Source organism: Massilia aquatica (assembly GCF_011682045.1).
Classification (GTDB): Bacteria; Pseudomonadota; Gammaproteobacteria; order Burkholderiales; family Burkholderiaceae_D; genus Telluria_A; species Telluria_A aquatica.
The window spans coordinates 274,528-287,767 of the sequence record NZ_VVIW01000004.1 but is presented as its reverse complement, the minus strand read 5'-3'; the positions used below and the strand labels follow the sequence as shown (position 1 = coordinate 287,767).

Here is a 13,240-nt window from a genome sequence, read left to right as displayed (position 1 = left end):
GGCTAGCGCGCGATCCCGAGCCGCTCCATGCGCCGGTACAGCGCCTGGCGCGACAGGCCCAGGTCGGCCGCCGCCTGCGCCACCACGCCGCCCGCGCGCGCCATGGACTGCACGATGGCGTCGCGGTCCGGCTCCACCTCGACGCTTGCCGCAACCGTGACCGGCAGCCCCAGGTCGGTGGCCTTGATGATGTCGCCGGCGGCCAGGAGGCTGGCGCGCGCCATCACGTTTTTGAGTTCGCGCACATTGCCGGGCCAGGCGTGCGCCAGCAGCGCGGCCTGGGCGCAGTGGTGCAGGCTCTTGCCACGCGGGAGAAAAGCGGACGCCAACGGCAGAATGTCGGCCGGGCGCGCCGCCAGCGCCGGCAGGCGCAGTTCGATCACGTTGAGGCGGTAGAACAGGTCTTCGCGGAAGGTGCCGGCGCGGATCATCGCGCCCAGGTCGGCGTTGGTGGCGCTGATCACGCGCACCTTGACCTGGCGTTCGCGGTTCGACCCAAGGCGCTCGAAGCGCCCGGTCTCGAGCACGCGCAACAGCTTCATCTGGCCGGCCAGCGGAAGGTTGCCGATTTCATCCAAAAACAGGGTGCCGCCGTCGGCCGCTTCGAACTTGCCTTCGCGCGCGCGCGAGGCGCCGGTGTAGGCGCCCGCTTCCGCGCCGAACAGTTCAGCCTCGATCAGTTCGGCCGGCAGCGCGCCGCAATTGAGCACCACGAACGGGCCGTCGCCCACCAGCGAATTGGCCTGGATGATCTCGGCGATGCGTTCCTTGCCGGTGCCGTTGGGACCACTGATCAGCACCGGCACGTCGGCCCGCGCCACCTGGCAGGCCAGGTGCAGCACCCTTTCGGTGGCGGCGTCCTGCCACACCATGCCGCGCAGGTCGAAGCCCTGTTCCAGGTCGCGCCGCACGCGCCGTTCCTGCTGCACGCGCTGGCGCAGCGAGCGGTTGGCCTGCCCCAGTTCGATCAGGTTGGTCACCGTGGCGATCAGGCGGTTGTCGTTCCAGGGTTTGGACAGATAGTCGGCTGCACCCGACTTGACCAGGTCGACCGCCGCGTCCAGGTGGGTCCAGGCGGTCAGCAGGATCACCGGCAGGTCGGGGTGGCGCCGGCGGATGTCGCGAAACAGCGCCGTGCCTTCTTCGCCCGAGGTGGTGTCGGCCGAAAAATTCATGTCCTGGATGACCAGGTCCACGCTGGTTTGTTCCAGGATGGCCAGCCCTTCTTCGGGGGAGGCGGCGCGCAGCGCACCGATGTCGTGCAGCGAAAACAGGACATCGAGTGCGATGGCGACGGCGGCGTTGTCGTCGATGATCAATACAGTAGGCATGGGCGACAGCATACCATTGGAACCGTCAGACACTGCGGGTGGCGCTGGCCGGCGAGATCGAGGCGGCGCGCCAGGCCGGCCCGTACACCGCCGCCATGCCCAGCACCCAGAACACGCCCGCGCCCACCACCAGATAGGCCAGCGGCAGGCGCGCCATCGCGAGCTGGGTTACCAGCAGCTGGTTCAGCGCGGCCGACAGCGCCACCCCGCAGGCCACGCCCACGCTGGTGATCATGAAGTTCTCGGTGATGAAGTAGCGCAGGATGTCGGCCCGGCGTGCCCCCAGCGCGCGCCGCACGCCGATCTGCTTGCGGCGCTGGGTGACCCACAGGCTGGCCATGCCGACGATGCCGCTGGCGGTTATGAGCAGCAGCAGCGCGCTGACCACGATCAGCATCCATGACAGCGCCATGTCGGTCCGGTAGCGTTCCTTGCGGTGCTGGTCGACGGCTTTCATGCTGATGATGGCGCGGCCCTGGTTACTGGCGCGCATGGCCGCTTCCGCCTCCTTCATGACGCGCTCGCGCTGCCCGGCCTCGGCGCGCACGGCGTACATGATGGCGCCGAACGACTTGCGCATCGGGGCGATCAGCGAGTAGGCGCCGCGCGGCGCCACTTCCGCGCTCTGGGTTTGCAGCGTGTCGATCACGCCGACCACGGTGGCCGCGTTGGCCTGCGCCCCGGTGCCGAAATAGACGGTCTTGCCGACCGCCTGGGTCGAGCCCGGCCACAGCGCGGCTGCCAGCGCCCTGGTAATGAGCACGGACTTGGGAAACAGTTCGTCGGGCGAGGTATTGCCGTCGATGTCGACCACGTCGGCCTGTGTGAAGTCGCGTCCTTCGGCCAGGTTCAGGCCCCAGGTCTTGACCAGCGAATCGCTGGTGTAATACATCGAGGCGGAAGCGCTGTCCTTGCGCGAGGTGCGCGAGTTGGCCAGGTTGGTGGTCCAGCCGGACTGCGACATCGGCGCCTGGCTGGCAAACGCCACCGAGGTAACGCCGCCGATGGCGCGCAAAGCCCTGGTTTCAAGCTCCTGGCGCGCCAGTTGTTCCTCGTGGCTGCCTTCGACCAGGTGGCGCACGCGTATGTAGAACACGCTGGCCTCATCGGCAATGCCGCTCGGGCGCGCCGCCACTTCCTGGCGCACGCTCACGATGTGCAGCGCATTGGTGAGGATCGCCAGGCTGATGGCCACTTGCAGCGCCACCAGGATGGCGCCGGTTTTGCTGCGCATGAGCGCTGACAGGATGGGACGGATTTCCATGACGGGTCTTTCGTAAATCACTGCGATTTAAGTTGGATGGCGGGCGTGACCTGGCACGCGCGCCAGGTCGGCAGCAGGCCGGCCAGCATGGCGGCGCCGAGCGCCATCAGGAAGGTCATGCCCAGCATCTGCCAGTCCATGTTGGCGATGGCGTTGAGTTCCTTCGACTGCGTGCGGATCAGGGCCAGCGCGCCGCCGGCCAGCACCAGTCCGAGCACGCCGCCGGCCAGGCCGATGACGGCCGTCTCGGTCAGGAACTGGCGAAAGATCTCCTTGCGCGAGGCGCCCAGCGCACGGCGGATGCCGACCTCGGAGGCGCGCACCGAGAATTTGGCCAGTAGCAGGCCGATGGTGTTGACCAGGCAAAGCAGCAGGAAGCCGAAGGCCAGCCAGGCTGCCAGGCGGCTGTCGTTGGCCACCACCTTGCGGTATTCGAGCCACTGCATCACGTCGTACAGGCGGTTCGGCTGCTTGCGCTTGAGGCGCCCCAGCTTGCGCTGTTCGGCGGCGTAGCTATCGAGGTAATCCTGCAGTTCGGCGCGTCCGGCGGCGCTCTTGGTCTCGAAGAACACTTGCATCCAGTTGCATTCGGAATCGAGAAAGCCCTGCCATCCCGGTTCGGCGCGGCCGAGGCAACTGACGCTGCCTTCCGGATCCGTCCGGTGCCGGATCGCGGTGGCGAAGGGCAGCATGATCTCGTCTTCGTCGGCGAAGGCGCCGCTGCCGATCAGGCGATAGAACTTGGGTACCGGCAGCCAGGGTTTGAGCACGCCCACCACCTGGTACTGCGTGTCTTTCAGGCGGATCCGCTTGCCGACCGGGTTGGCCGCGCCGAACAGCTTCTCGGCCAGCGCGTTGCTTAATATGACCACATCGGCAGCGGCCCGTTCGTCGGCGTCGGTCCAGGCCTGGCCGTGCAGGAAAGGCACGTCCATCATGGCGAAGAAGTCGCGCGTCACGGCGATGCCCTTGACCGACATCACCGCCAGGTCGCGGCGCTCGGTCTCGAGCGGCATCGACACGCCATACAGCACTGCGCGCCGTTCGCCCTGGCCGCTCTTGAGGAAGTTGGTGGCGTCGGTGTAGCTGGCCTGCGGGTCGCTGCGGTCTTCGTCCTCGGGATTGAAGCCTTCGAGCGGGCCATTGTCGATCCTGGGCACGAACAGGCGCTCGCTTTTTTGCGGAATCGGATTGCCCGCCATGACGTGCAGGATGGTCAGGGTCGAGACGCTGGCGGCCACGCCGATGGCGAGCGTGAGCACCATCAGCGCGGTCAGGGCCGGATTGCGGCGCAGGCTGCGAACGCCCAGCAGAAGATAGTACGAAAACATGGATGCTCCTTATGCGGCCTGGCCGGACGCTTTGGCGCCGGCCAGGGTGGACGGCGCGCGCACCAGGTCCGATACCTGGCCGTCGATGATGTGCACATTGCGCTGCGCGCGCACCGCCAGTTCGGGGTCGTGGGTGACCATCAGGATGGTGGTTCCCTGGGCGTTGATTTCTTCCAGCAGTTCCATCACCCCGCGCGCCATCTGCGTATCGAGGTTGCCGGTCGGTTCATCGGCCAGCAGCAGCTTGGGCGAGCCGGCCAGCGCGCGCGCGATCGCCACGCGCTGCTGCTGGCCGCCCGACAGTTCGGCCGGATAATGCTTCATGCGCGATGCCAGTCCGACCTTGGAAAGCGCGTCTTCGATGCGCTCCTTGCGTTCGGCGGCGTTAAAACCCCGGTAGCGCAGCGGCACGTCCACATTGTCGAACAGGGACAGGTCGGGAATCAGGTTGAAACCCTGGAAAATGAAGCCCAGTTTTTCATTGCGCAGGCGCGAGCGGGCGTTGTCGTCCATGCCCTTGACGTTGACGCCATCGAGCACATACTCGCCATCGGTGAATTCTTCGAGCAGGCCGGCGATGTTCAGGAAGCTGGTCTTGCCCGAGCCGGAAGGACCGGTGACGGTAACGAATTCGCCCCTGGCGACGTGGATGCCGAAGCCGCGCAGGGCGTGGGTTTCGATCATGTGGGTGCGGTACACCTTGCTCAGGTTGGTCATGCGCAGCATGGGATTTCCTTTGGTTGAAGTTCAATTCGTGATGGAGACGCGGGCCGCGTTGGCGAAGGTGTCGGTGCCGGCGATGACGACCTTGTCGCCCGGTTTCAGGCCGCTGACGATTTCGACCGACGACACGCTGGTCGCGCCCAGGGTGATCGGGGTGCGCACGGCCTCGCCGCCTTGCACGACGTAGGCGAAGCGCCCGCCTTCGCTCTCGACGAAGGGGCCGCGCGGCAGCAGGATGACGTCGCGCTTTTCTTCGATCAGCAGGCGCGCGCTGACGCGCTGGCTCTGGCGCAGGCCCTTGGGCTGGGCGCCGTCGAAGCGCACCCGCGCCAGCACCTGGTTCTTGACCACTTCGGGCGAGAGGGCCGACAGCTTGCCAGTGGCGGTGGCGTTGCCGAGCGAGATCTCGGCGCTCATGCCCAGGCCCATGTCGTCGACATAGGTTTCCGGGACTTCGAGTTCGACTTCGAGGCGCGACAGGTCGACCAGGGTCATGAGGGCCGCATTGGCCGCCACCACGCTGCGGTTTTGCACCGACAAGGTACCGATGAAGCCATCGACCGGCGCGCGCACCGACAGCTCATCAACGCGGCGCTGGGCGTTGGCCATCGAGAGGCGCTGGCGATCGAGTTCGGCCAGCTTGGTTTGCAGCGCCAGGCCGACGTCGTCGCCTTCCAGCGCGGCCGCCTGCGTGGCGTGGCGCGCGCGGATGCCGGCCGAGTTGAGCGCGTCCTTGGCTTTCTGGTAGTCGATCTTGGCGATGATGCCTTCCTGGACCACGCTGTCGTAGCGCTCCAGGGTGCGCTGGGCCGACAGGCGGTCGATTTCGGCGGTGTCGGCTTCGCGCTGGGCCAGCAGCTTCTGCTTTTTGGCCAGGATGCGCTGGCGCGCCACTTCCGCCTCTAACTGCTGGTAGCTCGATTGCTCGCGTTTGAGCGCGTCCGACAGATCGGGCGATTCGAGCAGGGCCAGGACCTGGCCTTTCTTGACAGTGTCGCCGGCGGCCACCTTGAGCGTGACCGTGGCCGGCGCCGTGGCGTACAGGGTGGGACTGACGGCGGCCACCACGCGGCCGTTGACCGAGGCGTCGCGCACCAGGGTGCCGCGCGTGACCTCGGCCACGCGCAGGCGCGCCGCGCTGACCGCATGCTCGCTGCTGCGCCAGGCCGACAGCAGCAGCGCCGCGCCGCCCAGCGCGCCCAGCACCAGTGCGGCGGCGAGGATGCGGCGCCTGGCCTTGTGCGCCGGCGACGCGCTGATGGTGGCGTCCTGGGAAGAGGTATCTCGGATCATGGATCTTGTCTGAACAGTAAATGACAACACCAATGCAGGAAGCATGCCATGGATTAAGTCTTTGATTCATAAGAGGTTTAATACCGGTGAACGCCTGTCCGCGCTGTCCGGACAATGCGTATGGACAGGCGCCGGACAGTGCGGACTTGCATTTTGTCAATTTATCCACATCTTGCAGGCAGGCAGCGCAACCCGCGCCGCCGCAGGCCAGAAAGGCAGTATGTCCGCGTTCGTCTCGAAGTTGTCCGCCCTGTGGGTGCTGGTGGCGAGCCACTTGCGCGCTTTGCTGATGATTCCCGACCGGGAGCCGGTCGACCATGGTTTCGTCGCCAGCGACGTGGCGCAGCTACACCGGCTCTGCGCGGACCCGGCGCGCGGCGCGCTCGACGACGCCACCTGGAAGGACCTGCTGCTCGATACCTACCGCGCGCAGTTATCGAAGGAGGTCAGCATCTTTGGCCAGCAGGTGCTGTACCGGCGCCTGCGCGCAGGGCTCGGTGACGCCGCCTGCGCCGCCGTGGGCGAGCGGGTGCGCGCATTGATGCGCGAGCCGGCGCGCCTGGCCGCGCTGCACCGCGACTGTACCTCGCTGCGCCATGCGGAACAGGAAATCGCCACCTTGCTGTTCGAAGACGCCGCGCCGCCCGTGCCCTGGTGGGTAGGCAAGACCTGGCCGCTGCCGATCCTGCTGCTGGCGTCGATCGCCGCCGTCATCGTCACGCCGGCCGCGTGGCTGGCCACCGGCGTGGTGGCCTACCTGTTAATGAGCACCCAGATGCGCTACTACGAGCGGGTGGACGAATGGGACCGCTCGATGAACGCGCTGCAGATGCTGCTGCGGACCTCCAGCATCCTGGGCGCGCGCGGCGATGCGCTGCTGCTGCCGTTCGCCGAAGCGGCTGCGGCGGCGGGCAAGCTCAATCGCCAGCTGTCGCGTCCGCCCATGGTGATGCTGACGCCCGGCGCGCGCACTTACCTGGACTGGTTCATGCTCGACAACGTGAACCATTACTACAAGGGCGTGCGCCTGGTGCATGGCCATCTGGATTTTTTGCGCGCGTGCTTTGCGCGGATGGGCGAGCTGGAAGCCGATATCGCGCTGGCGCGCCATCTGCTTGAGGCTCCGGTCCTGTGCTGGGCCGAACGGCATGCGCACGGCGCGCTGGCGCTGGAAGGGACCGTGCATCCGCTGCTGCCGCAGGCGCAGGCGCTGTCGGTCAGGCTGGCTGGTGGCGGGGCCTTCATCTCGGGCCAGAACGGCATTGGCAAGAGTACTTTGCTACGCACCGTGGGTGTGAACCTGGTGGCGGCGCGGGCGTTCGGCTTTTGTTATGCGCACAAGGCCAGCGTGCCGGACCTGCCGGTCTACACCAGCATGCAGAGCGAGGATTCGCTGTTCGGCGGCGAAAGCCTGTACATGGCCGAACTGCGGCGCGCGCAGGAACTGCTGGCGGCGGCCGACGGGCCGCATCCGGGCATCTGCATCATTGACGAGATTTTCAGGGGCACCAACCACCTCGAATCGGTGTCGGCGGCGGCCGCGGTGCTCGATGTGCTGGCCGCCAAGGGGCTGGTGATGGTCTCGTCGCACAACCTGGTGCTGGCGTCCCTGCTGGCGCAGCGGCTCGCGCCCCTGTGCGTGCGGCTGGACGCGGACGGGCGCCTGGTGCTGGAAGCGGGCGTGCTGGCCCATACCAACGGCATCGCCCTGCTGGCGCAGCGCGGCTTCGGCAGCGCCATCGAAGAACGCGCGGGCCGGGTGTTCGACTGGCTCGATGGCTACCTGGCGCATCCGGGCGATTGCGACGGGGTGCTGGCCGGCGCTCCCGTGTCAGGGTAGCGGCCCGGCCGGTGCTCAGCACGATTTCGCCATATTTATAATTAACGAATTTCCAACTCAGGACACGAGCCGCAGGCCGATGCCGATGAATTTTTTCATTTTTCGCGCTTGAGCGGCGTGCCCTTGTCGATCACTTCGCGGCAGTCGCCCTTGAAGGTGGCGTTGTCGTAGTCGCTCCAGCCGTAGCTGTCGACGTAGCGCTTGTGCTGCTCGAAGCCGGGGTTCACGAAACTCCACGCCAGGCGCTCGCCGGGATAGCGGATGTCGGCCAGGTCGAGCAGGGTGTGGAACATGTTCTCGGTCGCCAGGCGCGCGCCCCGGTGGCGCTGCAACTGTTCCACCTTGCCCGGATAATGCGCCTGGTACTGGTCGGAGTACCAGAGCAGCGCCGGTACGTGGAAGTCGTACTGGGTATTGTGGCCGTGGAAGGCCAGCTTGCAGCTGTTGTCGTACAGCGCCTGGCCATGGTCGGACACGTACAGCATGGCGCTGCGCTGCTGCGACGCCTTGAGCTGCCCGATCACGCTGGCCAGGAACCAGTCGGTATACAGAATCGTGCTGTCGTAGCTGTTATTGAGCTGCGTCTTGAGCGCCGGGTCGCTGTAGACCGGCTTGTCGATGCCGAACAGCGATGGCTGCCAGCGGTCGAACTGCTTGGGATAGCGCTGGCTGTAGTTCCAGTGGCTGCCCAGCGAGTGCAGCACGATCAGTTTTTTCGGGGCCGGGTCGGCAATGGCGCCGCGCAGCGGGTCGAACAGGATCTGGTCGAAGTTCGAGCTGTTGGTAAAGCCGCCCAGGTTGAGGAACTGGATCACGTCGGCCTCTTTGGCGAATACCGACACGGGCGTGTCGAATTCGCCGAACGAGATCTGGTTCGACAGCCAGTAGGTCTTGAAGCCGGCTTCCTTGTAGGCGGTCAGGAAGGATTTTTCGGCGAAACCGTCCTTGAGGCTCTGGGTGGCCGGTTTGCGCGAAATGATCACCGGTACCGACAGGCGCGTGGCCGAGACCGAGGTGATCACGTCGGGCAGGGTCACCAGGTTGCTTTCTTTTCCCAGCAGGGGATTGGTCTCGCGCGCGTAACCGTTCAGGCTCCAGCGGTCGAAGCGCGACGATTCGCCGATCACCATCACCACGATCTCGGGCTCGGCGTCGGGCGTGGCCTGGCGCGCGCCGAAGCGAAAGTGGCTGTTGCGCTCAACCAGTGCGGCCAGGTGCTTGCGTTCTTTATAGAAGTCGACCCCGCGCGCGGTGATGCCGAACGGCCAGGTTTGCGCGAAGGCGCCGAATTCGAGCGGCAGCACGGCCCAGTGCGGCAGGGGGGCGGACTTCCAGCCGGTCCAGGCGGCGCCGATGCCAGCGCTGGCCTTGCTGGCGCTGGCGGACGCCCTGGCGGCGGCGGGCGTGCGCGGGGAAACGCCGAATTCGTGGCCGTAGGCCCACAGGCCGGCGCCGATGGCCAGCAGGCCCAGGGTCAGCCAGCGCGAGCTGTCGTCCCAGTCGAGTTCGCGCGCGCGGCGGGCCGCCTGGAAGGAGGTGAGCCACCAGGCGATGACGGCGGCCATGACGGCCAGCATCAGCCACACCGTTTTGCCGAGAAACTCCAGCGCTTCCTTGGGACTGGTCTCGGCAATGATGCCCAGATGATGGGTGGAAATGCTTTGGCCGTAGAAACTGAACAGGTAGAGCTCGGTGGGCAGCGCCAGGAAGGCGGGAATCAGCAGCCAGTGGAACCAGGCGGGACGCTTGAACAGCGCCCACACCGCCACCCACGCCACCGCTTCGATGCCGAGCACCTGCCATGGACGGTCGAGCCGTTTGCCCAGCAGCATGGGAAAGAAGGGGATAGCGGACAGCGCCGCGTAGGTCAGCAGCAGGTACAGCGGGGCGGGGCGCAGCAGGTGTCGCATCAGGGAAAGGTGGGGCCGGCGAAATTGGCCATTATCCGGGGTTTTTCATTCTGATTGCCAAATATTCGAGTTGGCATACCTGTCTGCGACGTGCAGCGAGTCCTCCAACAATGCATATTGTATAAGTTGAATAATGTTTGGTTATAATGATATTGTTCACAAGTTCATTATTCTGGGGCGGCAATGAGCGGAAACCTGGCTGGCCCCTGACAATCTGGCAAACAACAACATCGTTTAAGGGCTGACTATGGCACTCGATTTGGAAAAATTTGTAAAACATTTGAAGGACAATGCGCTGCCGGGCTTCGGGCAGGGTAAGTGCGCCACCCATGTACGCAAAGCGCTGCAAGCCGGCGGCGCCTTTGTGACGCCGAATGTCGCATCTGCAAAAAATTACGGTCCGGTCCTGCTGCAAATCGGTTTTCGCGAAATCGAGGTCAAGGACCCGGGCAGCTTCCATTTCCTCAAGGGCGATGTGATGGTCATGCAGCCTTATACCAACGGTAATATCAACGGGCATGTGGCCGGATATACCGGAACCAAATGGATTTCCGATTTCGTTCAAACCGATTTCTGGGCAGGTCCCGGATACCGCGCAGAAAAGCCCGCTTATGTCGTCTACCGTTATTAAGCGCCTGTGCGCGGCCGTCGTCCTGGCGGCATTGAGCGCCGTTGCGGGCGCCGCCGAGAGCAACCAGCCGCCCAAATTCGTGCAGGACCCGATCCTGGGCCTGCGCTTGCCCGTGGCGAAGCTGAAACTCGATCCGGTATCTGAAGAGATCCGGGCCCTGTGCACCCAGATGGCCGACAACGAGAACTGGACCGCGCGCCAGTGGACTTTTGGCGAAGCCAAGTCTTCCGAGGCGACGTATTACCTCACCAGCGGGTATTTCCAGCGCCGTCATCCGCAACGCGGCCAGCGCCGGTATTTGCAGGAAGAAGGCGGCGGCGTGTATCAGGTAGCGGGCGGCAAGTGCAATGGCGACCCGGCACGCGAAACCTTCGCTGTGCGCGATGCCAAACAAATCCCGCATGAGGTGCTGCAACAGCTTGCCGCCGATCTGGTCAAGCGGCTCGAAGGTGCCGCCGGCGGCCCGGATCGACTGCGTGCCGACATCAAGAAGCAGCGCATCGACCTGCGCAAGCTCTCGCCCGAACTGCAGGAAGCATTCAAACCGTATATCGGGCCCGCCAGGTAGTTTGCCGCATGGCGCATGGCAACGCCCCGGATAGCATCCGGGGCGTTCTTCGTTTACCCGGTGTATTTGTCAATCGTGTTATCAGCGAGGTAAGTCGCGGTATCAAAATGGCATGAGTGATGCACGAGACTGTTATAATGGCAATGTTTGTATACTAATAACCTGACTGAGAGCACATCCATGAAAAACCCTATCCGTATTGCCGCGCTGACCATGTTGATCCTGACCGCGGGCGCCGCCCCGGCGATCGACCTCGGCGGCATGCTCGGCGCAGGCAAGGACCTGGCCAAGGCCGCCACCATCAGCGACAAGGACGTGATCGAAGGCTCGCGCCTGATGATGCGCCAGATGGACAAGGAAGAAAAAGTCGCCCCGGCCGGCAGCAAGTACGCCAAGCGCCTGGCGATGCTGACCAAGGGCCTGGAAAACGAAGACGGCCTGAAGCTGAACTTCGCGGTCTACCAGTCGCCCGAAGTGAACGCCTTTGCCACGCCGGACGGCAGCATCCGCATTTACACCGGCCTGATGGACCTGATGAACGACGACGAGCTGCGCGGCGTGATCGGCCACGAAATCGGCCACACCAAGCTCGGTCACTCGGCCTCGCAGATGAAAAAAGCATTGTTGCTGTCGGCCGGTACCAAGGCGGCGGGCGCGAGCGGCAACCAGATCGGCGGCATGGTCGCGGCCAACGAAGAAACCATCAAGGCCTTCGGCAATGCCCAGTTCTCGCAGTCGGACGAGACCTCGTCGGATGACTATGGCTTCAAGTTCATGCAGAAGCATAAATATGACGTGCGCGCCATGGAATCGGCCTTCCGCAAGCTGGCCAAGGGCGAGTCGGGCGAAGGCAGCATGATGGCCAGCCACCCGGGCTCGAACGCGCGCGCCGACCGTATGAAAGCGGCCGCCGACAAGCTGTAATCGAGGGATCAGACCCCGGTTTTTCCGTTGGGGGTCTGACCCCGGTGTCGCTTGCAGCTGTGTTGGGCCGACCGTTGGTCAGAGACCGGGGTCAGACCCCTTCCCGGTGTCTCAACCCGGCCACATCGCCCGTCCCGCCTAGCATCTTCGCCCCACATTCGCATTGCCAGGCGTTAAACTGTTTGACTGCCTGCCACTTCGCGTCTATACTCGCGAGTTCTCGATTTTATTCTGCGCATTGTTTACGCATTCAGCGCCGCTCCTCGCAGAGCGGCTGTCGGTGCCTCCCCTGCGCAGTCCTCGGGACTCCGTTTTAGTCCCCGGACAGTTTGTCCGGGTTATTCATGTTGTAATTTTGTTGGATTTATAACGATGCCAACCATCAATCAACTGATTCGCAATCCACGTGTCGCTCTGACCGTGAAAAGCAAATCGCCGGCGCTGGAAAACAGCCCGCAAAAACGTGGTGTTTGCACCCGTGTATACACGACGACTCCAAAGAAGCCAAACTCGGCTCTGCGTAAAGTCGCCAAAGTTCGCCTGACCAACGGTTTCGAAGTCATTTCGTACATCGGCGGTGAAGGCCACAACCTGCAAGAACACAGTGTCGTGCTGCTGCGCGGCGGTCGTGTTAAGGATTTGCCGGGTGTGCGTTACCACATGGTTCGCGGTGCACTGGATACTCAGGGCGTTAAAGACCGTAAGCAAGCTCGTTCGAAATACGGTACGAAGCGCGCTAAAGCAGGCAAGAAGTAATTTTTCGCCCCGCTTTCACTAGAAGTTTAACGAGTTGAACCGATCGTAATGGTCGAGTAAGTGGATGGCTATGATGGCCTCCGCGAGTGCGCACAGCGCGCTCAACTGAAGATAGGAAGGAATTGATATGCCACGTCGTCGTGAAGTACCCAAGCGCGAAATCTTGCCAGATCCAAAGTTCGGTAACCAAGATGTCGCCAAATTCGTCAACGTACTGATGCTGTCCGGTAAAAAATCGGTCGCAGAAAACATCATCTACGGTGCATTTGAGCACATCAAGCAAAAGTCCGGCAAAGACCCGCTCGAAGTGTTTGCAACCGCGATCAACAATGCCAAGCCGATGGTCGAGGTTAAGTCCCGCCGCGTCGGTGGCGCCAACTACCAGGTGCCAGTTGAAGTTCGTCCGGTTCGTCGTATGGCGCTGTCCATGCGTTGGTTGCGCGAAGCCGCAAACAAGCGCAGCGAAAAATCCATGCCGCAACGCCTCGGTGGCGAATTGATGGAAGCCGCTGAAATGCGCGGTGGTGCTATGAAGAAGCGGGACGAAGTTCACCGCATGGCAGAAGCGAACAAAGCGTTCTCGCATTTCCGCTTCTAATCAATTGGCCAATCCCCGGTTTGCACGATTGTGTAAGCCCGGGTGCGGCCATGTATCTGTTGTTCGAGGCC

General features: G+C 63.9%; 12 protein-coding genes. 6 read left to right on the top strand and 6 right to left on the bottom strand.

The genetic code is table 11. From position 1 onward, the window contains the following. Positions 1-2: 2 nt before the first annotated feature. Genes F1609_RS09905 through F1609_RS09885 form a run of 5 tightly spaced genes read right to left on the bottom strand, consistent with a single transcriptional unit; the run spans position 3 to position 5,942 of the window. A complete protein-coding gene (locus tag F1609_RS09905) occupies positions 3-1,331 on the bottom strand; it encodes a sigma-54-dependent transcriptional regulator (protein ID WP_167076272.1) in 1,329 nt (442 codons plus the stop codon). 25 nt (positions 1,332-1,356) lie between these two features. After that, positions 1,357-2,595, bottom strand: coding sequence for an ABC transporter permease (locus F1609_RS09900; RefSeq protein ID WP_167076271.1), 1,239 nt, complete (start codon positions 2,593-2,595; stop codon positions 1,357-1,359). Positions 2,596-2,612: 17 nt separating this feature from the next. Then, positions 2,613-3,926, bottom strand: a complete 1,314-nt coding sequence (locus F1609_RS09895) for an ABC transporter permease (RefSeq protein WP_167076270.1) — start codon at positions 3,924-3,926, stop codon at positions 2,613-2,615. Positions 3,927-3,935: 9 nt separating this feature from the next. Continuing rightward, on the bottom strand, positions 3,936-4,652 hold the full coding sequence (locus tag F1609_RS09890; protein ID WP_167076269.1) for an ABC transporter ATP-binding protein: 717 nt from the start codon (positions 4,650-4,652) through the stop codon (positions 3,936-3,938). Positions 4,653-4,673: 21 nt separating this feature from the next. Then, the gene (locus F1609_RS09885; RefSeq protein ID WP_167076268.1) at positions 4,674-5,942 is read right to left on the bottom strand and encodes an efflux RND transporter periplasmic adaptor subunit; all 1,269 of its coding nucleotides are present in this window, start codon (positions 5,940-5,942) and stop codon (positions 4,674-4,676) included. A gap of 220 nt (positions 5,943-6,162) precedes the next feature. Between F1609_RS09885 and F1609_RS09880 the strand changes: the two genes are divergently transcribed. Beyond that, positions 6,163-7,782, top strand: a complete 1,620-nt coding sequence (locus tag F1609_RS09880) for a MutS-related protein (RefSeq protein ID WP_229421768.1) — start codon at positions 6,163-6,165, stop codon at positions 7,780-7,782. Between the two features lie 95 nt (positions 7,783-7,877). Here the strand turns inward: F1609_RS09880 and F1609_RS09875 are convergent, their stop codons facing one another. Continuing rightward, positions 7,878-9,692, bottom strand: coding sequence for a phosphoethanolamine transferase (locus tag F1609_RS09875; protein ID WP_167076267.1), 1,815 nt, complete (start codon positions 9,690-9,692; stop codon positions 7,878-7,880). A 247-nt stretch (positions 9,693-9,939) separates the two neighbouring features. Between F1609_RS09875 and F1609_RS09870 the strand changes: the two genes are divergently transcribed. The 5 genes from F1609_RS09870 (at position 9,940) to rpsG (ending at position 13,169) form a co-directional block, all read left to right on the top strand. Beyond that, positions 9,940-10,323, top strand: coding sequence for a hypothetical protein (locus tag F1609_RS09870; RefSeq protein WP_229421766.1), 384 nt, complete (start codon positions 9,940-9,942; stop codon positions 10,321-10,323). Beyond that, positions 10,304-10,891 (top strand): hypothetical protein, encoded by a 588-nt coding sequence (locus F1609_RS09865; RefSeq protein ID WP_167076266.1) that lies wholly within the window; start codon positions 10,304-10,306, stop codon positions 10,889-10,891. Before F1609_RS09870 ends, F1609_RS09865 begins: the two co-directional genes overlap by 20 nt. A 180-nt stretch (positions 10,892-11,071) precedes the next feature. Then, positions 11,072-11,815 (top strand): M48 family metalloprotease, encoded by a 744-nt coding sequence (locus F1609_RS09860; RefSeq protein WP_167076265.1) that lies wholly within the window; start codon positions 11,072-11,074, stop codon positions 11,813-11,815. Between the two features lie 372 nt (positions 11,816-12,187). Then, positions 12,188-12,571, top strand: coding sequence for a 30S ribosomal protein S12 (rpsL, locus tag F1609_RS09855; protein ID WP_025603541.1), 384 nt, complete (start codon positions 12,188-12,190; stop codon positions 12,569-12,571). Between the two features lie 127 nt (positions 12,572-12,698). Then, positions 12,699-13,169 (top strand): 30S ribosomal protein S7, encoded by a 471-nt coding sequence (gene rpsG, locus F1609_RS09850; protein ID WP_054265804.1) that lies wholly within the window; start codon positions 12,699-12,701, stop codon positions 13,167-13,169. Positions 13,170-13,240: the final 71 nt, after the last annotated feature.